Source organism: Sphingomonas rhamnosi, from assembly GCF_036663615.1.
In the GTDB taxonomy this organism is placed as follows: Bacteria; Pseudomonadota; Alphaproteobacteria; order Sphingomonadales; family Sphingomonadaceae; genus Sphingomonas.
This window is the reverse complement of record NZ_JAXOJJ010000009.1, coordinates 76,210-100,358: the sequence shown is the minus strand read 5'-3', so window position 1 is coordinate 100,358 and position 24,149 is coordinate 76,210. Positions and strand designations below refer to the sequence as shown.

The following is a 24,149-nucleotide window of genomic DNA, read 5'->3' as shown; positions in this document are numbered from 1 at the left end:
ATGCGTGCCGGACGAGCTCGCAGTTGCAAAGGGCAGCAGAGCGGTTATCGTCAAGAGGGGGCGATCATCAGGTTCTTCATCGAGACGATTCCCGGGAAAGCTCGATATGCGACGAACTGCGCATCGGAACGCCCGCTACTCGAAATGTCCTATTGAACGGAGTCCGCCTTCGTTTCGCCGTGTCGCTCTCCCATGATATTTGGGAGCGCACAGGCGGTGGCGGTGGCGGGGTAGGCGCTGCAGGATTTGGTGATACCGGTATCGGTAGTCTCGACGGGTCCCGTATCAACCCACATCGCCACGCCTGATCTGACCCGCCAGCAGACTACGCCCAGCAGAGGCGCATCGGATTACCAACCAAGAGCTTGTGCTGAAGTGCGACGCTGGTCGCGATACGCGGTATGATATCCACGAGCGCGCCATCGTCAGGTGCGTGCGTCGTCATGTTGGGGTGAGGCCAGTCCGTGCCCCAGAGAACGCGGTCGGGGAAGCGTTCGACCAGCGTGCGCGCGAACGGGATGACGTCGTCATAACCGGGCGGACCGACCTTCGACAGGCGTTCGGGGCAACTGACTTTGGTCCAGATATTCTCGTGCTCGGCCATCAGGCGGATGAACCGACCGAACTCTGGACCGTCTACGGGTTGCGTCACGTCCGGGCGACCCATGTGGTCCACCACGACAATCGTCGGCAACGAGGTGAAAAAGTCCCAGCGCTCTTTCAGATCCTCTGCTTCGAAGTAGATAACGACATGCCAGCCGAACGGTGCGATCCGGTCGATGATCGCGCGGTAATAAGCGTCGGGCTTTGGATCGACGAGGCGGCGGACGAAGTTGAAGCGAACGCCGCGCACGCCGGCTGCATGGAACTCGGCCAGTTCCGCATCGCTTACCGTGCCACGCACCGTTGCAATGCCGCGAGCGCGGTCCCCGGCGCTGCGGAGTGCATCGACCAAAGCACGGTTGTCGGCCCCGTGACACGTCGCCTGAACAATAACATTTCGATCGAAGCCGAGATGGTCCCGCAGCGCGAACAGCTGGTCCTTGCCGGCGTCGCAGGGTGTGTATTTCCGCTCCGGCGCATACGGGAAAACGTCGCCAGGCCCAAACACGTGGCAATGCGCATCGACCGCACCGGGCGGTGGCATGTAGGTCGGTTTGCTTGGCGCGGGATCGTAGCGGATCCATTCCGGGTCCATGGTGAAGTCCGACATCAGAGCCCCCGGGCGACAAGTTGCGCGTCGAGGCGCGGATAGACGCGGCGGGCATTGCCCTCGAACACCTTGCGCTTGTCGGCATCCGAGATGACGAGTGCGTCGACATAGCGCTTGGTATCGTCGAAATACTGGCCGGTCTGCGGATCGATGCCGCGCACCGCGCCGACCATTTCCGAACCGAACAGGATGTTGTCGACGTCGATCACCTCGAACAGCAGGTCGATGCCCGGCTGGTGATAGACGCAGGTATCAAAGAAGACGTTCTTCATCACGTGCTCGGCCAGCGGCGGGCGCTTGAGCATGTCGGCAAGGCCACGATAGCGCCCCCAATGATAGGGCACCGCGCCGCCCCCATGCGGGATGATGAGGCGCAGCGACGGGAAGTCGCGGAACAGGTCGCCCTCGAGGAATTGCATGAAAGCGATGGTGTCGGCGGCGAGGTAATAGGCGCCGGTGGCGTGCATCGCCGGGTTGCAGCTGCCCGAGACGTGGATCATCGCCGGGACGTCGAGCTCGACCATCTTCTCGAAGAACGGATACCAGGCGCGGTCGGTGAGCGGTGGCGAATCGAACTTGCCGCCCGACGGATCGGGATTGAGGTTGCAGCCGATGAAGCCGAGATCGGTGACGCAACGCTCGAGTTCGTCGATCGAATTGGCGATCGAGATGCCGGGGGATTGCGGGAGCTGGCACACCCCGGCGAAGGTCTCGGGATACAGATCGATGACGCGCTTGATCAGGTCGTTCGAGTGGCGTGCCCAGATATGCGCGACCGCTTCGCTGCCGACATGCGGCGCCATCGCCGACGCGCGCGGCGAGAAGATGGTCATGTCGGCGCCGCGCTCGCGCAACAGCCGCAACTGGTTCGCCTCGATCGTCTCGCGGATCTCGTCGTCGGAGAGCGCGGGATAAGCAGGGTCGATGTCGCCGCCCGACGCGATCGCCGCGACTTGCCGGTCGCGCCAGGCATTATGTGAGGCAGGGGCCGTGGTATAATGGCCGTGGCAGTCAATGATCATGGCAGCGGTCCCGTCGCGGTAAGCTGGCAGGCGTCGTGGTGCCTCCGGCTTGGTCGCGACATCCGCTAATACAGCGTGCTCGGTCATGCATATCGAAACGGTTGACGATCCATTGCTTTTCCTGAGGTCCATTCCGTGCAGACGGCGCGGAAGGTGTCGAGGAATGCCGTCTGAAGGCGGGTCGGGCGCCAGTCGTCGCGGATCGTCAAGCCGATATGGCGACGCAGTGAATCCCCCGCACCGGGAATCTCGGCGAGCAGTCCCGCACGCGCCTCGAACAGGAACTGGTCGCGCGACATCAGCGTCAGCCAGTCGTCCTCCAGCATCAGGCCGCGCACCACGAGCACCGACCCGCATTCGATCCGCAACCGCGGCGGCGCCAGTCCCCGGTCAGTGAACATCTGTTCCCACCGACGCCGTACGGGCGCTCCCAGCCCCGCAATGACCCAAGGGAATTCCAATAGCCGGGAAAACGCGAAACCAGGTTCGGCCAGCAACGAATGACCGGCTCGCCCGACGATCACCGGGTCGTCCACGAGTAATGGTTCCTGGACCACGTCGGCGACCGGTAGAGGGTCGCGCATCGCCCCGACGAGCACGTCGATCGCCCCCTCGCGCAACGATGCGAGCAAATCCATATACGGTCCTTCGACGACGTCGACCGATGCCATCGGATAGGTTCGGGCGAACCGTGCCAAGGCTTGGGGCAGCAGGATCGCGCGAGCGAGCGGCATTGTTCCGACGACGATATGGCCCGCGCCTTCGGACAGGAGCGCGGCCAGTTCGGCGATTCCCGCCTCCAGTTCGGCGCGCGCCAGACGGGCGAACCGCAGCAGTCGGGCAGCGGACGGAGTTGGTTGCACGGTACGGCCCTGCCGGGTCAGGAGCGCAATCCCCAGCAATTGCTCAAGATCGCGCGCCGCCCTGTGCAACGCCGGTTCGGACAGGCCGATCTGCTTGGCAGCCAAGGCGAAGCTCCCCGCAGCGTCGACCGCGATCAACGCACGCAACTGGCCGAGCGTGATGCGCCGCTCGACATGCGGCAGCGGGGGCAGGCGAGCGCCGCGCCGGACGCTGTGGCCACCGCGAGCGATATAGCCCAGCGCACGTTCGATCCGGCCGGATATCAGACGCCCCGCCTCGGTCGGCACCACGCCGCCGGGTTGGCGATCGAACAGCCGATGGCCGAGCGATGCCTCGACCTTGGCCACCGCCTGGGTAAGCGCGGGCTGCGAAAGATTCATGGCGAGCGAGGCGGCGCTGATGCTGCCGACCCGGGCCGCCGTGGCGACGGCATCGAGGTGGCGTAGGTTGAGATCGGGAAAGGTGGGCATCACAAGACCTCAGCAGAACTTATGGCTGGTGCGCAAATCTGTTTTGCGTTGGCAACGTCCGGGGCGTCTTGGTTAGGGCAGCTAAAAAGGATTGAGGATCAGAGATGCCCAGCGTCATCACCACCATCCAACGCGCCGATCTGGCGGTCATCGACGGTTTTGCGAAAGTCGGCGTCGCCACCGTCCATGAGGCGCAGGGGCGGATCGGCCTGCTCGCCAGCCGCCTGCGGCCGATCTACACAGGCGCGCGGATCGCCGGGTCGGCGGTCACGGTGTCGATCCCACCTGGCGACAACTGGATGATGCACGTCGCCATTGAACAAGTAAAAGAGGGCGATATTCTGGTGGTCGCGCCGACGTCACCTTGCGAGGACGGATATTTCGGCGATCTGCTCGCGACATCGGCGATCGCGCGCGGGTGTCGCGGTCTCGTCATCGATGCGGGGGTTCGCGACGTCCGCGACCTGACCGAGATGCAGTTTCCGGTCTGGTCCAAGGCGATTTATGCGCAGGGGACAGTCAAGGAGACGCTGGGTTCGGTCAACGTGACCTTGGTCTGTGCGGGCGAACGGATCGAGCCGGGCGACGTGATCGTCGCGGACGACGACGGTGTCTGCGTCGTGCGCCGCGCCGATGCGGCGGCGGTGCTCGCCGAGGCCCAGGCCCGCGAGGCGCGTGAAAAGGAAAAGCGTGATCGGATGGCCGGCGGTGAACTCGGGCTTGACATCTACGCGATGCGCGAGCGGCTCGCGGCCAAGGGCCTGAAATATGTCTGAGCTTCCGACCGCGGCCGGCATCCCCGCGATGTGGATGCGCGGTGGCACGTCTAAGGGCGGGTTCTTCCTCGCCGACGATCTGCCGGCAGATACGAAGGCGCGCGACGCGTTCCTGTTGCGCGCCTTCGGTTCGCCCGATCCACGCCAGATCGACGGGATGGGCGGCGCTGATCCGCTGACCTCCAAGGTCGCGATCGTCTCGCGGTCGACGCGTGAGGGCGCCGATGTCGATTACCTGTTCCTGCAGGTCTTCGTCGACCAGGCGATCGTTAGCGACGCCCAGAATTGCGGCAACATGCTGGCCGGGGTCGGGCCCTTCGCGATCGAACACGGTCTGGTTGAGGCCAAGGACGAGACGACGAAGGTTTCGATCTTCATGGTCAACACTGGCAAGCTCGCCACTGCGACGGTGCAGACCCCACGCTGCGTCGTCACGTACGAGGGCGATGCGCGGATCGATGGCGTTCCCGGCACGGCGGCACCCGTCCCGCTCGCCTTTGCCGATATTGCCGGTTCGAGTTGCGGGGCATTGTTGCCGACTGGCAATGCGGTGGATGTCGTCGACGGCATCGAAGTGACGCTGATCGACAACGGCATGCCCTGCATCGTGCTGCGCGCGGCCGACGTCGGCATCACCGGGTATGAGGACCGCGCGACGCTTGACGCCGACGAGACGCTTAAGGCGCGGGTCGAGGCGATCCGGCTTAAGGCCGGGCCCTTGATGAACCTCGGCGACGTCACCGAACAGTCCGTGCCCAAACTGATGCTGGTCGCCGCGCCGCGTAACGGCGGTACGATCAGCGTGCGCTCGTTCATCCCGCACCGCTGCCATGCCTCGATCGGCGTGCTCGGCGCGGTCAGTGTCGCGACCGCCTGCCTGCTCGACGGCTCGCCTGCGCACGATCTCGCGGCGGTGCCGGAGGGCCGATCCAAATCGCTCGACGTCGAGCATCCCAGCGGCACGACCGGCTGCGTTATCGATCTCGACGAGGACGGTACCGTCATCGGCGCCGCGATGCTGCGGACCGCCCGCAAGCTGTTCGACGGCATCATTTTCGGCTGAGAACGCCGGCACGTCACAACGAAAGAAAAAAAACGATGACGGACCTAGGAGAGACGACCAGAAAGGCGAGCCGCTTCGGCGTGTTCGGCCAGCTCTGGTTTCAGGTGCTGGCGGGTACGGTGATCGGCATCCTGCTCGGCCATTTCGCGCCGACGACCGCGGTGGCGATGAAGCCGTTCGGCGATGCGTTCATCAAGCTTATCCGGATGATGATCGGGCCGGTGATCTTCGTCACCGTCGTCCACGGCATTGCCGGCATGAACGACATGAAGAGCGTCGGCCGCGTCGCGCTGAAATCGATCCTGTATTTCGAGGCGGTGACGATTCTTGCGCTGATCTTCGGCCTCGTGATGGTCGATATCTGGCAACCGGGCGCGGGGATGAACATCGACGTCGCGGCGATCGATACGGCCTCGATCAAGACCTATGTCGCGACCGCGCACGACCAGTCGATCACCGGATACTTCATGGGCATCATCCCGGATACGTTCGCCAGCGCGCTGACCGAAGGCCATGTCCTGCAGGTGTTGTTCGTCTCGGTGCTGTTCGGCATCGCGATCGCGGCGATCGGCGAGCGTGGCAAGCCCGTCTACACGCTGATCGACAGCGCCTCGCAGGCGTTGTTCCGGATCATCGGCTACATCATGTATTTCGCGCCGTTGGGAGCCTTCGGGGCGATCGCCTTCACGGTCGGCCAGTTCGGCACGGCGTCGCTCTGGTCGCTAGGTGAGCTCATCATCGAATTCTTCGTCGTCTGCGGCCTGTTCACTGCGGTCGTGCTGGGCGGGATAGCGCATTGGTGCGGGGTCAGCCTGTGGCGCCTGCTCGGCTATCTCTGGGACGAGATCGTGATCGTCGCTGCCACCACGTCGACGGAGACGGTGCTCCCGCGCCTTATCCAGAAGATGCGCAAGGTCGGCTGTGAGGAAAGCGTCGTCGGCTTCGTCATCCCGGCGGGCTATTCGTTCAACCTCGACGGCACCTGCCTGTATTTAACGACGGTCGCGGTGTTCCTGGCGCAGGCGACCAACACGCACCTGACGTTGTGGCACGAACTCGGGCTGATCGCGGTGCTGCTGCTCACGTCGAAAGGCGCGGCGGGGGTTGCCGGTGCGGCGTTCGTCGTGCTCGCGGCGACGCTCAATACGACGGGCACGATCCCGGTCGCCAGCATCGCGCTCATCCTCGGCATCCACCGCATTCTCGCCGAGGGACTGACGTTCGTGAACCTGATCGGCAACGCGCTCGCCACCGTCGTGATCGCCAAGTGGGAAGGCAAGCTCGACGAACGCACGCTGGCGGCGACGATCGGCAACGCGCGGCTGCGCGCGAAATACCCGGTCGCCGCCTGAACCCCCGCGCAGCGGTCGAGGATCGCTGCGTGTCCCCGCCTTACGATAACAGCCGACTGCGACGTACGCGGTCGGACAGGAGACTGTCATGTCCATCGCTCTCGCCCTCGCGCTTGCCGCAGTGGCCCAAGACCAACCGTCGCAGGCACAACCGCCTCTGGTCCTGGCCGCGTCGACGGCAAGCACCGAAGGGGACACGACGCAGGCTGAGCACGACGTACCGCGTCCGACGGTATTCTATCCCAACACCAAGCAGGGGCCGGCGGACGCGGCACCGACCGGCATTGCGCGGTTCCAGCGCGACAATCCGATCGGCAAGGAGTTGCGCGCGCTCAAGATGGCAGGCGTCGATCTGGTGCTCGACGTCGTCGGCAACGTCGCGGCCAACCCGGTTGGCGGCATTCGGCAAGGCAGTGCGGAATCGCATTGGGTCTCGACCGCGGCCGATCTCGATCTCGAAAAGCTGATCGGGCTGTCCGACACGAAGGTTCATATTCAGGCGGCCTGGTTTACCGGCGACAGCCTCGGTCGCGATTCGATCGGCAATTCGATCAGCTTCCAGCAGACCTGGCGGCCGGTCGCCGGGCCACGGCTGACACAGTTCAACGTCGAGCATGATTTCAGCAAGCTCAACATCCTCGTCGGCCGCGCCGCGGTGAACAGCTATTTCAACAACTCGCCCTTCAATTGCGTGTTCATGAGCAACACGAGCTGCCTCACAGCTTACGGCGGCATCAGCGACATCGGCATAACCGCCTTTCCCAATTCGTCCTGGACCGCCAAGGCACGCTACGCGATCAACAAACGCTGGTACATCCAGACCGGCGTGTTCGAATACGACAACGACCTCAACATGAAGGGCAAGGGCGGCCTCGATTTCTCGCTGGGCAAGGGCACCGGGGTGCTCATTGCGAACGAGGTCGGCTATCAGACGGCGTTCGCGGACGAGCGCCTGCCGCGCCGCTACAAGGCCGGGGTCTATATCAACACCGACGGCGGCCAGAGCCCCTATTACGACCGCAACGGCAATTCATCCGTCGTGTCCGGGCTCGCGCGCGTTGCGCAAGGGGGCAACCGCGTTGGCCTGTACGCGATGGCCGACCAGACGATCCAGCGCGCCGCCGGCAAGAGCACGCGCAACCTCGCACTGTTCGCGCGGGTCTTCTTCAACGTCGGCAACGTCGCCCAACTCGACTGGTTCGCCTCCGCCGGCTTCGTCAAGACCGGCACGTTCCAGCACCGTGACACCGACACGATCGGCTTTCTGGTGACCAACACGCATTTCAGCAATCAGCAGATAAAATATCTTCACGATTTGAGAATGAAGGCGGGTGGCACAGGCTCGCCAGAATCGAACGAGATTATTGGAGAGATCAATTATGGATATGCAGCCATGCCCGGCGTCAGAATATTGCCTAATATCCAATACGTCATCAATCCAGATCCGATATTCGCCCCAACCCGTAAAACTGACATTCCGTCCGCGATCGTTTTAGGGCTACGCCTGGATGTACGCCTCGCCCAGATTTTTGAAGGATGATGACTGGAAACGGCGGCTAATTATCTGATGTTCAGTGTGCTCCACCGCCTTCAGTCGGATAGCATCGCTACGATCTTTCAATGGATTGCCGCGGGACACAGTTGACCCACTCTATTATTTTACATTATAATGACAAGCGTGTGAAGCCGGCAGGTATTGCTTATCCTAAGAGCCCGACCGAAAATTTAGTTGAGCGATTGCAGTAGCTTGTGTTTCACCGGGGTTTGCGAAAACCACGAGGATCACATGGGCTGGGCTGAAACCGATCGTTGCGAGCATGACAGAAGCGGGCTGCGCTATGCAAGCGGCTGCACCGATGAAGAATGGGCTATCAGAGCTGCTGCCGGTTTTGTGGACACGAGGTTAAGCTACCTGTGCCAGCCGCTCGAAGTGCGAAAGCAGCCCGCGTCGCCGAATATGTCCTGACGACCGTCGCCCTCGACGAAGCGAACACGCTGGTGGCCGCGGCGCACCAGCGAGCCACAGGTCATCAGGCGGCATTGGATCTGAGGAAGGCCAAAGTCGCTACCCGCGAAGACACGAAGTTTGCCCGCTCGCGGATTTCATATCCGAAAGCATGAACCAACGTTCCTTCAACGGTTACATCCCTTCTAGGCGTATCACTCCACCCTCATCAGCTGCGAATGGTAGGGTGCCACCGTCTCCCTCACCTCGTCCCACGGGGCGGTGAGCCACCGTTCGTAATCATCGTCGTGCAGGATGACGGGCATGGCTTTCGGATGGATCGGCGCAACGACGGCGTTCGGCTCGGTGGTTAGGAACCCATAGGCATTGCCGCGTTCGGTCGGTCGCCAGATGCCTGCGAAAGCGAAGATCGGCCGGCTGGGTACATCGAACCAGTGCAACGGCCTTTTGCCGTCCTCGCCGGGGGCAACGCCGTATTCGGAGAACGCGGTCACCGGCACCAGACAGCGTCGCGACGGTGTCGTCAGCATCAAGCGCCAGAAGCTCGAATTGAGGTTGCGCACGTTGGTCACGTATTTGGTCAGCTTGACCGCGGGATCGCGCTTGCTCGGCACCTGCGTCGGCACGCCCCATTCCATTCGCTCAAGTCGGCGGGTCGTACCATCCTGTACGATCACCGAGCCATAGAAGGGCGTTTTAATGCCTGTCGGAAAGATGTCGCCGACCGGGAACGTCTCGTCCCGTTCGTAGGGCGGACGGATACCGAAGGTCGCCGCAAGCTCGCCCTGCTTCGCGGTCATTCGATAGCGATTGCACATGTCGTGCGCCTCACAGGTGGGTGCCGGCGGACAAACCCGCCGGCACAATGATCCTACAGCTTGTCCTTCAGCCCCTTGGCCGCAGTGAATGCCAGCTTCTTCGACGCCGCGATCTTGATCGCTTCGCCAGTCGCCGGATTGCGGCCGTCACGCTCGGCGCGATCCTTGACCGCGAACCTGCCGAACCCGGGGATCGCGACCTCTTCGCCCTTGGCAGCGGCGCCGGCGATCTGGTCGAACACCGCGTTGATCGCAGTCTTCGCGTCTGCCTCGCTGGTGCCGGTCACCCCTGCGACGCCCTTGGCCAGTTCACTGATGTTCATGCGAGTCTACTCCTTGGAAAGTCAGCGCGACCATTAGTCATGACGGGCAGCGAGACAAAGACGATACGTCACACGCGCGTCAGGAGCACCATTAGGCCGCTCAGCGCTGCGAAAGGCGTTCACGGGTCATGCGCGGATCCTCGTACAGGTCGCGGATGGCGCGAAGCCGGAACACGTTCCACCAGCGCTGCCAGCGATGCTCGGCTGCGTCGTGGATCATGTGGCAGCGCTGACACAGCGCCGCGAGGTTGGCGGGCGCGCTGTTGCCAGGATCGTGATCGAGATGCGCGCAGGCCAGAACGACGTAGGTCGTGCGGACCGCGGCGAGCGAAAAGCCACCCTTGATCGCGATCCGCTTGCCGCGGGCGGACCGCCAGTACTTTGCATCGGCATCCCACCAGCGGCCATCCCCCAGATGCGCCACGCGGCGCATGTGCGGTCGCGCGCAATGCTCGCACCGGGCACCGGCCCGGTCGATACGAACGGTGAGGGACAGCTGCCGCCAGTCGATCGGGTAGAGCCAGCGGTTCTCGGGGCGGATCGGCATGACGATTCTATGAGTCACCGAGTCGCAGAACGAAAGCGAATAATTCGCGATTTGTTGCCGGTACGTATTTTGTCCGTTCTCCTCGTGTGTGGGAGGGGGAGGCGAGCCTCTTGGCCGGATCGGGACGATCAAAGCCCTTGCATTGTTGGACCCCGTAACGGAACATAGAGGGAACAAGTAGAGTCTTCCAACCATGCTTCCTACCCACGCTCCGCTTCCTGCCACGCTTGCTCATCTGAGGACGATCGCATCCCCTGTGGTCGAGCACCGGATCATGCCGTTCGGGCTTTCGGAACTCGACGGCCGGCTCGGCGGGGGAGGGCTGCGTGGCGGCGCTCTGCACGAGGCGACGGCACAGACGTGTTCGCTCGCTGATGATGCGGCCACGACGCTGTTCCTCGCCGGCGTAGCAGGCCGCGAAGCGCTGCGCGTCGGCGGACCGGTACTGTGGGCAAGCTGCCGCAACGACCTTTACGCGCCGGGTCTTGCCCAGGCGGGGCTGTCATCCGCCAACGTCATTCATGCGCAGCCTCGCGATGACGAGGCGGTACTGGCGGTGATCGAGGATGCCGTGCGCGACGGCACGCCGTCAGCGGTGGTCGCTGAGATTGGCCGGATGTCGATGGTCGCGACGCGTCGCCTGCAACTCGTCGCGGCGGACGCTGACATTCCAGTTCTGGTTCTCCGCCGTCGACGTAGCCGCGAGCAGGATCCGCTCGCAGAGCCATCGGCCGCCTGGACGCGCTGGCGGATCGGCAGCGCGCCATCGGGTCGCCTCGGTGTCGCTGGCGTTGGCCGGCCGCGCTGGTCGGTCGAACTTGCGCGGCAGCGGGGCGGCGAACCCTTTTCCTTGATCGTGGAGGGCTGCGATGAGACGGGTTGTCTCGCTGTTCCTGCCGCACTTGGCCATCGAGCGGCTGAGACGGCTGGACCGCTCCGCTTTGCGGCCGCCTGAACGCGCAGCCTTGCTGCTGCCGGTCGATGCCGATCCCGGCACCTGTTCCGTACCGCGGGGCGGTGGCTGGCGTCCCGGCGCACGCTGGGCGCGCATTGACGCACCAACGCGGGAGACGGTCGAGCATCAGATCGAGGCATTGCCGGGGCATGCGCGTCCGCCGATGCGCGAACTTGGCCGGAGATCGGAAGCCGCAAGCCATCCGTTCAAGGCGGGCGCGATCTCGGACGTTTCAGGCGCGGGTAGGGCAGGCAGTATTGTCGACCAAGCGCCGCTGGCACTGATCGGCAAGGTCGGCCGTCGCGAGGAGGTCGTTGCCGCTTGTGCCAGTGCCGCAGCGCTCGGCATCCATGCCGGCATGGCCGCGACGCATGCGCGGGCGCTGGTGTCGGATCTCGATTTCCGTGCCAGCGAGCCGGAGGCAGACGCACAGCTGCTTGACCGGCTGGCGCTGCTGGCGGTTCGGCGCTGGACCCCGATCGCGGCAGTAACCCCGTCTGACGGCCTCTATCTCGACCTGACCGGCTGCGACCATCTCCATGGCGGGGAGGAGCGCTTCTGCCGACGGCTGCGTGCCTTCTGTCAACGCGCCGGCTTCACCGCCCGGGTCGCTGTCGCCGACACCGTCGGTGCGGCGCATGCCTTGGCCCGCTTCGGCCCAGCCGATCTCACCTGCGCGCCGGTCGGCCGTTCGGGCGATGCGATCGCGGCGCTACCGATTGCCGCGCTGCGGCTGAGCGACACCGCGCTGGGTGCTGCGCGCAAGTTCGGCTTCGAACGCATCGCCGACCTGCTGCCGGTCGCCCGCGGCCCTCTCGCCCGGCGCCTCGGCTTGGCGGCGATCACACGGCTCGATCAGGCGCTGGGCAGCGTTGCCGAGCCCATCACACCCCGCGAGGATGCAGTGGTGCCGAGCGTCGAGCGGCGCCTGCTCGAACCGATCGCCACCGCGGAGGCGATCGCGCAGGTCATGGAGGATCTGCTTGGTGACCTTGCCGAGGTCCTGCAGGCGAGGGGGCTTGGCGTGCGCTCGCTGCGCCTGTCCGGCCTACGCGTTGACGGCAGCCAACAAGTCGTCGCGATCGGCACCTCGCGCCCGACCCGTGAGGTCTCGCACCTGCTGCGGCTTTTGAAGCTACGGATTGAGCAAATCGACCCTGGCATGGGGCTGGAGCAGTTCCGTCTGGTGGCACCGCATACCGAACCGCTCGACGCGGTCGATCTCGGCGCGGTGCTGGCCGGCGAGACGCTGGTCCGGGATCCCGCCCGTCTCGTCGATGTCGTGGCCGGCAGGATCGGCGCCCGATCGGTATTCCGGATTGCGCCGGTCGAAAGCCATGTGCCCGAGCGTGCTATCGTCTGCGCGGACCCTGTCGTCGCGCCGGGTGATTGGCCGGCGTGGGTGCGGCCGGCGCGCCTGCTCGCGCGGCCCGAGCCGCTGTTCCAGGTCATCGCGTTGCTGCCGGACCAGCCGCCCCGCCGGTTCGAGTGGCGCGGCAAGCTGTACCGCATCGTCGCCGGTGACGGGCCCGAGCGGATCCACGGCGAATGGTGGCGCCGGGATGCCGAGGTCTGGGCGGTCCGCGACTATTACCGTGTCGAGGATGAGACGGGCGGCCGCTACTGGGTATTTCGGCGCGGCGACGGCTTCGAGGCGGACACCGGCGATCTTAGCTGGTGGATGCACGGGCTGTTCGGATGACGGTCTATGTCGAACTCCAGGTGCTGACCCACTTCTCGTTGCTCCGCGGCGCATCGAGCCCGGAAGAGCTGTTCGCTGCGGCGGCACTGCTCGGTTATCCGGCGCTGGGTATCGGCGATGTCGGCACGGTCGCGGGCGTGGTGCGCGCCTGGGAGGCGCAGAAGGCGACGGACGTCCGCTCGATCGCGGGCACGCGCGTCGATCTGTCGTGTGGACGGCGCCTCATCCTGCTGCCGACCGATCGCCCGGCCTGGTCGCGGCTGACGCGGTTGCTGACGGTCGGCAAGAAGCGTGCGGGGAAGGGCGGCTGTCTTCTCCACTGGCATGATCTCGCATCATGGTCCGACGGCATCATCGCCATCTTGCTGCCGCACGAGCCGGATGCGGACAATCTCACCGCCTTGGCCGATCTCAAGGCGGTCTATGGACGACGCGGTTACATGGCGCTGTTCCAGCGACGCCGACCGAACGACGCGGTCCGTATCGATGCGCTGGCGCGGCAGGCGGGCGGCGCAGGCGTCCGCGCAGTCGTGACCGGTGATGTGCTCTACCATGCGCCCGAAGCGCGGCTGTTGCAGGATGTGGTCACCGCGGTGCGCGAGAAATGCACCGTCGATGAGCTCGGCTATCGCCGGGAGGTGAACGCCGATCGCGCATTGAAATCACCGACCGAAATGGTTCGGCGCTTCGCCAACTATCCAGACGCGCTGCGTGCCAGCGTCGACATCGCCAACGCCTGTACGTTCGATCTTGGCGAGCTGGCGTACCAATATCCCCATGAGCGGCTGATCGAGGGGCTGAATGCTCAGGAGGCGTTGGAGCAACTCGCGCGCGAAGCGGTCGAGCGAATGTTCGATGGGGCCGTGCCCCCCGCGTACAGCACCCAAATCACGCACGAGCTGAAGCTGATCGCCGAGCTTGGCTACGCGCCCTATTTCCTCACCGTCTACGCCATCGTCCGGGAGGCGCGGCGTCGCGGCATCTTGTGCCAGGGGCGGGGCTCGGCGGCCAACTCCTGTGTATGCTTTGTGCTCGCGATCACCTCGATCGATCCGATCAAGCACGAGCTGCTGTTCGAGCGGTTCGTCTCCGGCGAGCGCCGCGAGCCGCCCGACATCGATGTCGATTTCGAGCATGAGCGCCGCGAAGAGATCATCCAGTGGATCTTCGAGACCTATGGCCGCAACCACTCGGCGTTGACTGCGGTGGTCCAGCGCTACCGCGCGCGCGGTGCGGTGCGCGACGTCGGTAAGGCGCTCGGGCTGCCGGAAGACCTGACGTCCTCACTGGCCGGCCTCGTCTGGGGCTGGTCCGCGGAAGGGGTGGGCGAGAAGCAGGTCGCCGAGCTGAACCTCGACCTTGCCGACCGTCGGCTACGCCTGACCCTTGATCTTGCCCGCAAGCTGATCGGCGTCCCGCGTCACATGTCGCAGCATCCCGGCGGGTTCGTCCTCACGCATGACCGGCTGGACGACCTGGTGCCGATCGAGCCGGCCGCGATGGCGGATCGCCAGATCATCGAGTGGGACAAGGACGATATCGATGCGCTGAAGTTCATGAAGGTCGATGTGCTCGGGCTGGGGATGCTCGGATGCATGAACCGCGCCTTCAACATGCTCGAGGAAACCAAGGGCGTCCGGATCGGCATGGCCGATCTGCAGAGCGACGACCCGGACGTTTACGCCATGATCCAGAAGGCCGACACGCTCGGCACCTTCCAGGTCGAGAGTCGCGCCCAGATGGCGATGCTGCCGCGGATGAAACCACAGCGGTTCTACGATCTTGTTATCCAGGTCGCGATCGTGCGCCCGGGTCCGATCCAGGGCGACATGGTGCACCCGTATCTCCGACGACGCGAAGGCCTAGAGAAACCCGAATATCCACGCCCCGAGTTGCGCGCTGTGCTCGAAAAGACGCTCGGCGTGCCGCTTTTCCAGGAGCAGGCGATGAAGGTCGCGATCGTCGGGGCGGGCTTCACGCCAGCCGAGGCCGACCAACTGCGGCGGGCGATGGCGACGTTCAAGTTCACCGGCGGGGTCAGCCACTTCAGCGAGAAGCTCATCGAGGGGATGGTCGAGCGTGGCTACCCGCGTGAGTTCGCCGAGCGCACGTTCCGCCAGCTGGAAGGCTTCGGCAGCTACGGCTTCCCCGAGAGCCATGCCGCCAGCTTCGCCAAGATCGCCTATGCGTCGTGCTGGATGAAGCATCACCACCCGGACGTGTTCTGCGCGTCGTTGATGAATGCGTATCCGATGGGCTTCTATGCGCCCGCGCAGATCGTCCGCGATGCGCAGGAACACGGCGTCGTCGTCCGGCCGCCCTGTATCAATGCCAGCCGTTGGGACTGCACGCTGGAGCCGACCGGCGGGCGATACCTGGCGGTTCGGCTGGGTCTGCGTCAGGTCCGCGGTCTCTCGAATACGGACGGCTCTGCGATCGTGGGTGCGAGAGGGGCGGGGTCTTTCGAGTCCGTCGAAGATGTCTGGCAGCGATCGGGCGTCCAGCGCGCCGCGGTCGAGAAGCTGGCCGATGCCGATGCCTTTCACGCGTTCGGCGCAGATCGCCGGCAGGGGCTGTGGAAGGTCAGGGGCCTGGGCGAAGCCCCGCTGCCTCTGTTCGCCGCGGCCGATCGCGCAGCGCAGGGCTTCAGCGCCGAAGGGGTCGAGCCCGATGTTGCATTGCGTCCGCTGACCGACGGCCGCGAGGTCGTTGAGGATTACCGGGCGCTGCAGCTTTCGCTCCGCGCGCATCCGCTGACGTTCCTGCGCGACGAGCTGACGCGGCGCGGGGTGACGCGCTGCGCCGATCTCGCCACCATCCGCGACGGTCGCCATGTCGAGGTCGCCGGTATCGTTCTGGTCCGGCAGAAGCCGGGATCAGCGAAGGGTGTCCTGTTCCTGACGATCGAGGACGAGACCGGCATCGCGAACGGCATCCTGTGGCCCGATCGCTTCGAGGCCCAGCGCCGCGCCGTCATGTCGGCGTCGATGATCGGGATGAAAGGTCGGGTCCAGAAGGAGGGCGAAGTCGTCCATGTCATCTGCGACCGGATCATCGATCATGGCGACCTGTTGCACCGGGTCGGCGAAATGTCGTTCCCGCACCGTACCGGGCGCGGCGATGCCGGCCAGCATCCGGGGGCGCCCGATCGCGGCGACAGGGGCTGGAGCCCGAACCCACGCAGCTGCTACTGGCCGCCGCACGCGGACGGCATGGATCCTGAAGACGCCGTGCAGCTCAAATCACGCGACTTCCACTGAGCCATGGACAAGCTGCCGCGGCATCAGCGCGTTGTAATCGCGCTCTCGGTTCATATCCTGCGCAATGGCGTCGCGCGTTGCTCGGATGCGCGCATCGACGGCGTCGAGGTCCGGCTGGCACTGCGCTGCCTGTTGCCGCATTGCCCGGAACGTTGGCCGCTCGAACTGTACTGGGATGCGGCAGCGCAGGAGAACGACATCGGCCGGGCGCAGGGCGTCACCGCGGCGTTCAACGGGATCGTGCGCCAGCTGCGGAAAGTTGGACGGTACGAAGACGTGCCGCTATTATGACCGATGTGATGCAACGCGGGTGCCGGCCGAACGCTGGGATGACTCCCATATCGGATCCAATAATGATACGATTTAACATAACACTTATTATCGATCCGCAATTTTAAGTTATCAGCGGATTGCGGCGAACCGGTGTTTCGCCGCCGCGAGGCTCCCCTCGAACCCTATCTCAAAATAGATCAGGCTGTTAGCGGACCTAGTGGGTATACGCGCGGCAGGTGAGAATGACGAGCGAACGTTTCACGCCGCTGAGCGAGCGGCAACGCGAGTATCTGCGGTACGTGTTTCAACACAAAAAATCCGGCGAGATCGCCTACCTGACGGGGGCCAGTTCCCGCGCCGTCGACAAGCAGCTGCTCTTGGCAAAGGACATCATCGGCGCAACGTCGCGTTTCGAGGCCGCCCGGCTGTTTGCCGAGCATGAGGCAGGGGTAGAAGAGTTCTACGCTGCAAGCGTTGCACCTTCCCGCCGCCCCTTCTGGCCGCTTCCTATGCCGGTGCCGACTAAGAGCGAACCGACGAATACGCTGACGTGGAAGCAGGTCCTGGCATGGGGGGCGATCATCGCGATCGCCGCGCCAGCCGCCATCACGCTCGCCGCTACCGTGATCATCGCGCTGACACTCCTGCTCGGCGTTAACCCTGGATAGGGCGCTTCGGCGCTCGGCATGAGGACGTCGATGCACAACCTGTCAAACACCAGCCAAGTCGTTGCCAACGACCTTCGTCGCGCAGAACGCTCGATCAATGCCGCAGCGCGTGACACCGCGCAGTTTCTGCTCACGACCCTGGATGCGACCGAAACTCACAACATTTCGCCGGCTTTCGTGCATCGCACGGTAAAGGCGACGGTCGATGCGCTGTCAGCCTTAGTAGAAAGCCAGCACCACATGGCGATGCGTGCTCATCCCGCGATCGAGAAGGTAGCGACCAGCCTTGGCCTCACCGAAGAAGCCTATGGGGGAAGCGCGCCCAAGCCGGCAATCGGTGGCGATATCTCGCAGCCGGAAATGGCATGAGGCTTGTGTATCGGAGCATCTGAGATGATCTGCCGGCAACATGCTTATGCAAACATTCCTGGCGATCCTGTACAACGCAGCGCTACTCGCGGTCTGCAGCTACGCGGTTTTGCGAGGAGGCCGCCCAGAACGCCACGGAGCGGCGATAACGCTGATGGCATCAGCCGTCTCGGGCGCTATCCAGTTTTGGTCGATTGCGTACTGGGAACCCGCCCATCTCATTATTGTCTCGATCGATATTGCCGCGACCGCAGGATTTTTTTGGCTGGCCGTGAGCACCATTCGATATTGGCCGGTCTGGGCATTCGGGTTCGCGCTTGCGAACGTGTTCATTGGCGCGGCGGGGGCGATTCTGCCAAACATCACGCTCTTCGCTTATTCGTCCGGAGTCGTGCTTTACGCATATCTAGGGCTCGGAGCTCTTGCGATCGGCACATTCTTCCTCCCCCGAGACGCCAGCCCAGTCCTTCGGAACGGGTCTAGGCGCCTGTGGCAGCAGCAGCACCAGAACGAGACCCAGACGAAGATCTGATAGAGTTGGTTGTTCGACTTCCGCGTGAGGCAGTCGAACGGTCGATCCTGGCAGCGCGCAGCGCCGGAGAGGACCGGTCGCGAAGCCGCTTGGTGATCGCAAAGGCGATCTTGAGCGGTCGGCGGCGACGGGCGCAGATCTTTCAGGGGGTCCAATTCGGCGAGCCAAGCTGGGATATGATCCTTGATCTCTACGCCGCCACAAAAGAAGGACGGCGCATCGACGTGACCAGCCTGTGCATCGCCAGCGCGAGCCCGCGGACGACCGCGTTGCGCCATATTGACCAGCTCATCGCTCATGGCAGCATCTCACGAATTGCAGATCCCACCGATGCCCGACGGACCTATGTCGTCATGAACGCCGGAATGCGGAAAGCTGTCGATCTATGGCTCGACAAGGAAATCGCGGCCCGCGAGATCGGCCAGTGACACGGCCGTGGTTTGCACGTGCAAACAACGGTCAGCGCTGGCAATTTCGGTCGCTGACCGTCGCGCGCCGGTCGGCGAGCGTTGCCATCGCAGTATAATGCTCGCTCCAGAGACCTTGCCGAGCATCGGCCGCAGCGAGCATTGCACGACGGTAGACCCCATCGGAAAAGACGCGGTAATCGACGGCGTGACCGTGGGCCACCATCGTCGCCGCAACGTCGGCGCCGTTCTTGTTGAACACGCACGACAGATTGTTGCGGCCGTAGCTTGTGGCCGGTGTGCGGCACGGACGACCGGCGGTCAGCCTTGCGAACAAGTCGACGCTGCAGGTCATCCCGCCATCGCGAAGCGCTAGGCGACGAAGATGATCGGCCGAGATCCGCCGCAGTGGCTCGGTGTCCGGCGCATCGATCCCGCCGATCCGGATCGGCATCCCGTCGATCCCGACGGTGTCGCCGTCGACGATGACCGGGGCGACCGCCGTGAACCGGGCAGTCGACGCCGCACGGAAGGTGCCCTGGCTGGCGCGAAGCGCGTAGCCGCTGATGCCGACGCTTAGGGCCAGCATGACGATCGTCTGCCAGGCCGGCAGCCGTTACGCACCGTAACGCCATGCCTGAAGATAGTCATTCCAGTCTCCATCCCCGGGCGGAAGTTCGACAGAGAGGGTAATGTCCTGTCGTGCGAAGTTCGGCCGAGCGCGATCGATCGCTGCTTCGGCCGGTGCCCCCGGCTGGGAAAAAATCGTCACTGACCGCACGACTGGCGGAAACTCGATCCAGCAATAGCGCTCGATCCCTGCGGCCGCCCAACATGGGACGCCCCGCAGCATAGCGACGGAGAGTGCATCCTCGATCCCTTCTGCCAACCCCAGGTGGCTCGCAGGCGGTGACAGGCGGATCGCGGCCCGGCCGAGCTTCCCGAGCGCGCGCTTGGCCTTGCCGACGGGCGCTTTGCCGCCCGTCGACGGATCGAGAAACGTGCGCTGGATACTGACGAAACCGGCATTGTCGTGCGCGGCTGCGATCATTGCGGGCCAGTGGCTCTTCGCGGCCCCTGTGCCCAATTGCGCGACTGGCACGAAGCGAAGTGCGGATGGCAGCGGGATATCGATCGTTCTGCTTGAAAGATAGCGGGCAGCCAGGGTCCGCCCGATCGGCTCGGAGGATCGCCAGACGTCGAGCGCCAAAGCCCGGTAATCGCGGCCGATGACGGGAACATACGCCATCTCGCGCGGCGCATCGAGATTTTCGGCGCGGATGGCAGCAAGAACATCCTCGTTCGGACAGCCGGCGAAGCAGTGAAACAGGACCGCCTTGCGACCGAGCCGGACAGAGAGGCTCGGGGTGCCGTCGGCATGCGCGGGGCAATGGCAAAACCCATGGTCGCCGTGCCATGTCCCGCCGAAGTGCGAGACGATCCGTGCTGCGTGATCACTGGCAAGCATGGGACTATCGCTATCATGCACGCCCACCCCTTCAAACCAGTGCAAACTGCAGTCATCCGGGAGATCGGGGAAGACTAAGTCCTTGTTCCAGCACGGCTTATGTTCGTCCACACCTGACTATCGGACATAACAGACGCTGCATCCGGACCCTTCCCACCTCGCATCCCCCGTGCCGTTCCGCCAACCTTGCTCAAGATAAGCCACGGCAGGGACACGAAAAATGGAACGTGCCAGCGCTCAGACCCCTGCGGTCACAACGATCTGCCCTCCGACCGTCCCGCACTCGCCCGTCCTAAATGGTCAAAGGACAGATGGCGCGTGACGCTCGATGTGCCCGCCATCATGATGCTTGCGCAGCAATGTGCGCCGTCGGTCCATCCCAGGACCATGGCCGCGATCGCGATGACAGAGAGCGCCGGCAACCCGTTGGCGATCAACGTCAACGGCGCCCGTAATCCGCGGCCGGCAGCGACCCTCGCGACAGCCGTCCAGACCACCCGGCGCTATATCGCAGCCGGCTATTCCGTCGATCTGGGACTCGCCCAGATCAACTCGCGCAATCTCGGGCGGCTTGGTCTGACGATCGAGCAGATGTTTGTGCCCTGCGCCAATCTTGCCGCCTCGGCGCGGATCCTGTCGACGAACTACCGCGCAGCGGGACGAGGCGGCCACGGGCAGCAGGCGCTTCGCATCGCGTTCTCGATGTACAATACCGGCCATCCGGCGCGCGGCTTCGGCAACGGCTATGTCGCACGCGTCGAACGTGCTGGTGCCGCGCTCGGGGATCACCGCCCAGTGACGACCGTGGCCGCTACGCAGGCCATGGCGGCGTCCGCGATCACTTCATCACGGCCGATCATCCCCTCCGAACGCGTCCCACGGGCAATGACCGTTTCGACATCGCCGGGTTCCAGCGAACGGGCGGCGGCGATCAAACCCGCATCGTGGGACGTGTTCGCGCTCCAGACGGATCGTCGCGTCGTCCTTTTCCAGTCCGATCCCCTGTAAAACCAAGGAGGCTTCCATGCCCACGATCCTGCTGTTCAGCGCCTGGAAGACACGAACGCCGGCCCAGAGCCGCATGCTGCTTCAAGGGTTGGCTGTGCTGCTCGCCCTGCTGGTCTCGTGCCTGATCGCCGATCCCGCCGCAGCGCAGGCCGCCGGGGGCGGCCTCAACTCGCTGGCGACCAACGTGCTCGGCATCCTTCAGAACGGGTTCGTGCGCACGGTCGCCGTCATCGCGGTCATCATCGTCGGACTTGGCTGGCTGACCGGACGCGTGAACTTCACCACCCTGATCGCGGTCGTGGTCGGTATTTTCATCATCTTCAGCGCTGAATGGCTGGTCGACCAGGTCACGGGCGGCTGATGACCGCCGACCGCGAGATGCTGGAGCGCGACGCCTTGTTTCTCGGGCTGACGCGCCCGGCGTTGTTCGCCGGCGTGCCGCTAGAAGCCGCGGTTCCGATCATGATGGCGGGCGCGATCACGATGATTGTCGCCGGCAATCCGCTCTATGCCATCGCGGTCGCAGGCGGGGCCTATTTTGCGGCTCGCATGGTGGTGCGGCACGACCCCAACACGTTCCGGCTGCTCTTCCTGTGGACCCAGACCAAGGCCCGCAGCCGCAACCGCGTCTTCTGGGGCGGATCCAGCTATTCGCCCCTCCCGCTGGGCGGCCTGCGTCGCAAGGGCTTTGGCCGCCATGACTGACGCGAGGGTGCGCACGCCCATTCCGTTCAAGGTCGCCAAGCGCGAGGAGGATCCCAAGCGCTTCCTCCCCTATGCCCGCCACGTCGATAGCCAAGTGGTCGCGCTCGACAATCGCGATCTGATGATCACGTTCGAACTCGACGGGCGCGCCTTCGAGACCGCCGATCCGCGCGATCTCAACGACTGGCATACCAAGCTCAACGGAGTCTGGCGCAACCTGCAGGACCCGAGACTGTCAGTCTGGGTCCACCTCGTCCGCTCCGAAGCGCATGAGTATCCCGGTGGACAGTTCCGCTCGCGTTTCGCCCGCGACCTCGACGATGCGTACCGCGGACTGATCGGCACGAAGCGCTTGTACCTCAACCGCTTCTTCGTGACGCTGCTGATCCGGCCAGACCTGGGACCCGCGGGCAAGCTATCCTCGCTGATGCGGCGCCTGTCGAAGGCGAGCGGCACCCTGGAGGTCGATGGCGACGCGCTCGACGTCCTGCAGGACAAGGCCGGCGACTTCGAAAAGCTGATGCAGCGATGCGCGCCGCGCCGGCTCGCCACCTATGACCATCACGGCCTGACCTTCTCCGAGCCGCTTGAGGTCCTGCAACTCGTCATGACCGGCCGGTACCGGCGGGTCCCGCTGATCCGCGGGCATCTCGGCAACGCCCTCTACACCTTCCGTGCAATCTTCGACTCCGAGACGCTGGAGTTGCGCGATGCCGATCAAAGCGCGTTTGGCGGCATGTTCGGGATCCGCGAGTATCCGGCAACGACGGTCACGGGGCAGCTAGGTGCGCTGCTCAACGTCGATTTCCCGTTTACCGCGACCCAGTCGTTCACCTTCATGTCAAAGGCCACGGCCTCCGAACGGTTCAAGCTGAAGCAACGCCAGATGTTCGTCGCGGAGGACGATGCGGTCAGCCAGGCCGAACTGCTGAGCGACGCTGCCGATGATCTGCTGTCGAACCGCTTCGTGCTGGGCACGCACCATTTCACGCTTGCGGTCTATGCGCCGACGCGCAAACGGCTGCGCGACAACCTGTCGGTCGCACGCGCCGCGCTGGCCGATGCCGGCCTGGTGGCCGCCCGCGAGGGTGCGGCGCTCGAAGCGAGCTACTGGTCGCAGCTGACCGGCAACTTTCCCTGGCGGGCGCGCCCGGCCGCGATCACCTCGCGCAATTTCTGCGCGCTGGCGCCATTCCACACCTACCCGGCTGGCCATATGGCGGGCAATCAATGGGGCGATGCGATCGCGCTCCTCAAGACGAGCGCCTCGTCACCCTATTACTTCAACTTCCATGTCGGTGATCTTGGTCACACCCTGATCATCGGGCCGTCGGGCGCCGGCAAGACGGTCCTCCTGAACTTCCTGATGGCGCAGGCCGAGAAGACCGGGGCGCGCCAGATCTTCATCGACAAGGACCGCGGTGCCGAGATCTTCGTCCGCGCCTCGGGCGGCACCTACCTCACGTTGCAAGACGGCCGACCGACCGGGTTCGCGCCGTTCCGGGCACTCGACGATACCGAGGGCAATCGCGCGTTTCTCGCAGCCTTTGTCCGTCAGCTCGTCCGCCGTGATGACGAACCGCTGAGCGTCGATGACGATCGGCGCATCGACGAAGGGGTGGCGGCGATCATGCGGCTGCCGGTCGCGCAGCGTTCGCTCGGCGCGCTCCGCCCGTTGCTCGGGCAGCGCGCAGAGGGCGGCATCGGCGCCCGGCTCGAACGCTGGATCCAGGGCGGACCGCTTGGCTGGGTATTCGACAATCCCGGCGACGCGCTCCCGATGGACGCGCGCTTCCTCGGCTTCGACATGACCGACTTCCTCGACAACGGAGAGATCCGCACGCCGATCATGATGTACATGTTCAACCGGATCGACGCGCTGCTGACCGGCGAGCGCATGATCATCTCGATCGATGAATTCTGGCGCGCGCTGGACGATCCGGTGTTTCGCGCCTTCGCCAAGGACGGGCTGAAGACCTATCGCAAGCGCAACGCACTGCTCGTGTTCGCGACGCAGAGCCCGGCCGATGCGCTCAACTCCGAGATCGCCCGCACCATCATCGAACAGGTCGCGACGCGGATCATGCTCCCCAATGCCTATGGGGCGGAGAACGACTATGTCGAAGGGCTCGGCCTGACGCACGCCGAGTACCGGATGATCCGGGAAGAGCTGTCACCCCAGAGCCGGCGCTTTCTCGTGAAGCAGAACCATGACTCGGTCGTGGTGGAACTCGATCTCGCCGGTCTAGACGATGCGCTGGCGGTGCTGTCGGGCCGGACCGAGACGATCGCGGTCATGACGCGTGCGATCGCGGAGGCCGGTCCCGATCCGGACGACTGGTTACCCGTATTCCACCGCGCGCGCCGCCCGAGCTGAAAGGACATGCC

General features: G+C 64.5%; 25 protein-coding genes. 17 read left to right on the top strand and 8 right to left on the bottom strand.

Annotated elements, in window-relative coordinates:
* Positions 1-325: 325 nt before the first annotated feature.
* The 3 genes from U1701_RS16745 to U1701_RS16735 all read right to left on the bottom strand — a co-directional run bounded on the left by U1701_RS16745 (position 326) and on the right by U1701_RS16735 (position 3,569).
* On the bottom strand, positions 326-1,213 hold the full coding sequence (locus U1701_RS16745) for an amidohydrolase family protein (protein ID WP_332783721.1): 888 nt from the start codon (positions 1,211-1,213) through the stop codon (positions 326-328).
* Complete coding sequence (locus U1701_RS16740; RefSeq protein WP_332783720.1) at positions 1,213-2,235, bottom strand: amidohydrolase family protein; 1,023 nt, start codon at positions 2,233-2,235, stop codon at positions 1,213-1,215. Before U1701_RS16740 ends, U1701_RS16745 begins: the two co-directional genes overlap by 1 nt.
* Positions 2,236-2,318: 83 nt before the next feature.
* Positions 2,319-3,569 (bottom strand): LysR family transcriptional regulator, encoded by a 1,251-nt coding sequence (locus U1701_RS16735; protein ID WP_332783719.1) that lies wholly within the window; start codon positions 3,567-3,569, stop codon positions 2,319-2,321.
* 104 nt (positions 3,570-3,673) lie between these two features.
* On the opposite strand from U1701_RS16735, the gene U1701_RS16730 reads away from it, so the two are divergent.
* The 5 genes from U1701_RS16730 to U1701_RS16710 all read left to right on the top strand — a co-directional run bounded on the left by U1701_RS16730 (position 3,674) and on the right by U1701_RS16710 (position 8,881).
* The gene (locus U1701_RS16730; protein ID WP_332783718.1) at positions 3,674-4,345 is read left to right on the top strand and encodes a 4-carboxy-4-hydroxy-2-oxoadipate aldolase/oxaloacetate decarboxylase; all 672 of its coding nucleotides are present in this window, start codon (positions 3,674-3,676) and stop codon (positions 4,343-4,345) included.
* Positions 4,338-5,408 carry a 4-oxalomesaconate tautomerase gene (locus tag U1701_RS16725; RefSeq protein WP_332783717.1) on the top strand — a complete coding sequence of 357 codons (1,071 nt, stop codon included), beginning with the start codon at positions 4,338-4,340 and terminating at the stop codon, positions 5,406-5,408. Before U1701_RS16730 ends, U1701_RS16725 begins: the two co-directional genes overlap by 8 nt.
* Positions 5,409-5,443: 35 nt before the next feature.
* The gene (gene dctA / locus U1701_RS16720; RefSeq protein ID WP_332783716.1) at positions 5,444-6,760 is read left to right on the top strand and encodes a C4-dicarboxylate transporter DctA; all 1,317 of its coding nucleotides are present in this window, start codon (positions 5,444-5,446) and stop codon (positions 6,758-6,760) included.
* Between the two features lie 88 nt (positions 6,761-6,848).
* Complete coding sequence (locus tag U1701_RS16715) at positions 6,849-8,300, top strand: carbohydrate porin (protein ID WP_332783715.1); 1,452 nt, start codon at positions 6,849-6,851, stop codon at positions 8,298-8,300.
* A gap of 323 nt (positions 8,301-8,623) precedes the next feature.
* A complete protein-coding gene (locus U1701_RS16710; RefSeq protein WP_332783714.1) occupies positions 8,624-8,881 on the top strand; it encodes a hypothetical protein in 258 nt (85 codons plus the stop codon).
* A gap of 39 nt (positions 8,882-8,920) precedes the next feature.
* Here U1701_RS16710 and U1701_RS16705 read toward each other — a convergent pair whose 3' ends face one another.
* From U1701_RS16705 to U1701_RS16695, 3 genes are all read right to left on the bottom strand, one after another.
* Positions 8,921-9,544 (bottom strand): SOS response-associated peptidase, encoded by a 624-nt coding sequence (locus tag U1701_RS16705; RefSeq protein WP_332783713.1) that lies wholly within the window; start codon positions 9,542-9,544, stop codon positions 8,921-8,923.
* Between the two features lie 53 nt (positions 9,545-9,597).
* On the bottom strand, positions 9,598-9,867 hold the full coding sequence (locus tag U1701_RS16700; protein ID WP_332783712.1) for an HU family DNA-binding protein: 270 nt from the start codon (positions 9,865-9,867) through the stop codon (positions 9,598-9,600).
* A 100-nt stretch (positions 9,868-9,967) separates the two neighbouring features.
* Positions 9,968-10,414, bottom strand: coding sequence for a hypothetical protein (locus tag U1701_RS16695; protein ID WP_332783711.1), 447 nt, complete (start codon positions 10,412-10,414; stop codon positions 9,968-9,970).
* A gap of 274 nt (positions 10,415-10,688) precedes the next feature.
* Here U1701_RS16695 and U1701_RS16690 point away from each other — a divergent pair, with 274 nt between their 5' ends.
* From U1701_RS16690 to U1701_RS16655, 8 genes are all read left to right on the top strand, one after another.
* Positions 10,689-11,369: an ImuA family protein gene (locus U1701_RS16690; protein WP_332783777.1), complete on the top strand. Its 681-nt coding sequence runs from the start codon at positions 10,689-10,691 to the stop codon at positions 11,367-11,369.
* Positions 11,284-13,071, top strand: coding sequence for a Y-family DNA polymerase (locus U1701_RS16685; protein ID WP_332783710.1), 1,788 nt, complete (start codon positions 11,284-11,286; stop codon positions 13,069-13,071). Before U1701_RS16690 ends, U1701_RS16685 begins: the two co-directional genes overlap by 86 nt.
* Positions 13,068-16,331 carry an error-prone DNA polymerase gene (locus U1701_RS16680; protein ID WP_332783709.1) on the top strand — a complete coding sequence of 1,088 codons (3,264 nt, stop codon included), beginning with the start codon at positions 13,068-13,070 and terminating at the stop codon, positions 16,329-16,331. The genes U1701_RS16685 and U1701_RS16680 overlap by 4 nt, the downstream gene beginning before the upstream one ends.
* Before the next feature lie 3 nt (positions 16,332-16,334).
* A complete protein-coding gene (locus U1701_RS16675; RefSeq protein WP_332783708.1) occupies positions 16,335-16,622 on the top strand; it encodes a hypothetical protein in 288 nt (95 codons plus the stop codon).
* Between the two features lie 224 nt (positions 16,623-16,846).
* Positions 16,847-17,272: an RNA polymerase subunit sigma-70 gene (locus tag U1701_RS16670; RefSeq protein WP_332783707.1), complete on the top strand. Its 426-nt coding sequence runs from the start codon at positions 16,847-16,849 to the stop codon at positions 17,270-17,272.
* 30 nt (positions 17,273-17,302) lie between these two features.
* Positions 17,303-17,641 (top strand): hypothetical protein, encoded by a 339-nt coding sequence (locus U1701_RS16665; RefSeq protein WP_332783706.1) that lies wholly within the window; start codon positions 17,303-17,305, stop codon positions 17,639-17,641.
* A 154-nt stretch (positions 17,642-17,795) separates the two neighbouring features.
* A complete protein-coding gene (locus U1701_RS16660; RefSeq protein ID WP_332783705.1) occupies positions 17,796-18,173 on the top strand; it encodes a hypothetical protein in 378 nt (125 codons plus the stop codon).
* Between the two features lie 176 nt (positions 18,174-18,349).
* Positions 18,350-18,601 carry a hypothetical protein gene (locus tag U1701_RS16655; protein WP_332783704.1) on the top strand — a complete coding sequence of 84 codons (252 nt, stop codon included), beginning with the start codon at positions 18,350-18,352 and terminating at the stop codon, positions 18,599-18,601.
* A gap of 31 nt (positions 18,602-18,632) precedes the next feature.
* On the opposite strand, the gene U1701_RS16650 is transcribed toward U1701_RS16655, so the two are convergent.
* Together U1701_RS16650 and U1701_RS16645 are read right to left on the bottom strand one after the other, a co-directional pair.
* Complete coding sequence (locus U1701_RS16650) at positions 18,633-19,169, bottom strand: thermonuclease family protein (protein ID WP_332783703.1); 537 nt, start codon at positions 19,167-19,169, stop codon at positions 18,633-18,635.
* 27 nt (positions 19,170-19,196) lie between these two features.
* Positions 19,197-20,159 carry a DUF7146 domain-containing protein gene (locus U1701_RS16645; RefSeq protein WP_332783702.1) on the bottom strand — a complete coding sequence of 321 codons (963 nt, stop codon included), beginning with the start codon at positions 20,157-20,159 and terminating at the stop codon, positions 19,197-19,199.
* 75 nt (positions 20,160-20,234) lie between these two features.
* Between U1701_RS16645 and U1701_RS16640 the strand changes: the two genes are divergently transcribed.
* The 4 genes from U1701_RS16640 to U1701_RS16625 are packed head-to-tail and all read left to right on the top strand — an operon-like array spanning position 20,235 to position 24,138.
* Positions 20,235-21,056, top strand: coding sequence for a lytic transglycosylase domain-containing protein (locus U1701_RS16640; protein ID WP_332783701.1), 822 nt, complete (start codon positions 20,235-20,237; stop codon positions 21,054-21,056).
* A gap of 16 nt (positions 21,057-21,072) precedes the next feature.
* Positions 21,073-21,417 (top strand): TrbC/VirB2 family protein, encoded by a 345-nt coding sequence (locus U1701_RS16635; RefSeq protein ID WP_332783700.1) that lies wholly within the window; start codon positions 21,073-21,075, stop codon positions 21,415-21,417.
* Positions 21,417-21,761: a type IV secretion system protein VirB3 gene (locus U1701_RS16630; RefSeq protein ID WP_332783699.1), complete on the top strand. Its 345-nt coding sequence runs from the start codon at positions 21,417-21,419 to the stop codon at positions 21,759-21,761. Before U1701_RS16635 ends, U1701_RS16630 begins: the two co-directional genes overlap by 1 nt.
* Positions 21,754-24,138, top strand: coding sequence for a VirB4 family type IV secretion/conjugal transfer ATPase (locus U1701_RS16625; RefSeq protein WP_332783698.1), 2,385 nt, complete (start codon positions 21,754-21,756; stop codon positions 24,136-24,138). Before U1701_RS16630 ends, U1701_RS16625 begins: the two co-directional genes overlap by 8 nt.
* Positions 24,139-24,149 lie beyond the last annotated feature (11 nt).

Excerpts from the sequence above, each read along its gene's own strand:
- U1701_RS16745 (WP_332783721.1), bottom strand. The coding sequence starts at position 1,213 with ATGTCGGACTTCACCATGGACCCGGAATGGATCCGCTACGATCCCGCG.
- U1701_RS16740 (WP_332783720.1), bottom strand. The coding sequence starts at position 2,235 with ATGATCATTGACTGCCACGGCCATTATACCACGGCCCCTGCCTCACAT.
- U1701_RS16735 (WP_332783719.1), bottom strand. The coding sequence starts at position 3,569 with ATGCCCACCTTTCCCGATCTCAACCTACGCCACCTCGATGCCGTCGCC.
- U1701_RS16730 (WP_332783718.1), top strand. The coding sequence starts at position 3,674 with ATGCCCAGCGTCATCACCACCATCCAACGCGCCGATCTGGCGGTCATC.
- U1701_RS16725 (WP_332783717.1), top strand. The coding sequence starts at position 4,338 with ATGTCTGAGCTTCCGACCGCGGCCGGCATCCCCGCGATGTGGATGCGC.
- dctA (WP_332783716.1), top strand. The coding sequence starts at position 5,444 with ATGACGGACCTAGGAGAGACGACCAGAAAGGCGAGCCGCTTCGGCGTG.
- U1701_RS16715 (WP_332783715.1), top strand. The coding sequence starts at position 6,849 with ATGTCCATCGCTCTCGCCCTCGCGCTTGCCGCAGTGGCCCAAGACCAA.
- U1701_RS16710 (WP_332783714.1), top strand. The coding sequence starts at position 8,624 with ATGGGCTATCAGAGCTGCTGCCGGTTTTGTGGACACGAGGTTAAGCTA.
- U1701_RS16705 (WP_332783713.1), bottom strand. The coding sequence starts at position 9,544 with ATGTGCAATCGCTATCGAATGACCGCGAAGCAGGGCGAGCTTGCGGCG.
- U1701_RS16700 (WP_332783712.1), bottom strand. The coding sequence starts at position 9,867 with ATGAACATCAGTGAACTGGCCAAGGGCGTCGCAGGGGTGACCGGCACC.
- U1701_RS16695 (WP_332783711.1), bottom strand. The coding sequence starts at position 10,414 with ATGCCGATCCGCCCCGAGAACCGCTGGCTCTACCCGATCGACTGGCGG.
- U1701_RS16690 (WP_332783777.1), top strand. The coding sequence starts at position 10,689 with ATGCCGTTCGGGCTTTCGGAACTCGACGGCCGGCTCGGCGGGGGAGGG.
- U1701_RS16685 (WP_332783710.1), top strand. The coding sequence starts at position 11,284 with ATGAGACGGGTTGTCTCGCTGTTCCTGCCGCACTTGGCCATCGAGCGG.
- U1701_RS16680 (WP_332783709.1), top strand. The coding sequence starts at position 13,068 with ATGACGGTCTATGTCGAACTCCAGGTGCTGACCCACTTCTCGTTGCTC.
- U1701_RS16675 (WP_332783708.1), top strand. The coding sequence starts at position 16,335 with ATGGACAAGCTGCCGCGGCATCAGCGCGTTGTAATCGCGCTCTCGGTT.
- U1701_RS16670 (WP_332783707.1), top strand. The coding sequence starts at position 16,847 with ATGACGAGCGAACGTTTCACGCCGCTGAGCGAGCGGCAACGCGAGTAT.
- U1701_RS16665 (WP_332783706.1), top strand. The coding sequence starts at position 17,303 with ATGCACAACCTGTCAAACACCAGCCAAGTCGTTGCCAACGACCTTCGT.
- U1701_RS16660 (WP_332783705.1), top strand. The coding sequence starts at position 17,796 with ATGGCATCAGCCGTCTCGGGCGCTATCCAGTTTTGGTCGATTGCGTAC.
- U1701_RS16655 (WP_332783704.1), top strand. The coding sequence starts at position 18,350 with ATGATCCTTGATCTCTACGCCGCCACAAAAGAAGGACGGCGCATCGAC.
- U1701_RS16650 (WP_332783703.1), bottom strand. The coding sequence starts at position 19,169 with ATGCTGGCCCTAAGCGTCGGCATCAGCGGCTACGCGCTTCGCGCCAGC.
- U1701_RS16635 (WP_332783700.1), top strand. The coding sequence starts at position 21,073 with ATGCCCACGATCCTGCTGTTCAGCGCCTGGAAGACACGAACGCCGGCC.
- U1701_RS16630 (WP_332783699.1), top strand. The coding sequence starts at position 21,417 with ATGACCGCCGACCGCGAGATGCTGGAGCGCGACGCCTTGTTTCTCGGG.
- U1701_RS16625 (WP_332783698.1), top strand. The coding sequence starts at position 21,754 with ATGACTGACGCGAGGGTGCGCACGCCCATTCCGTTCAAGGTCGCCAAG.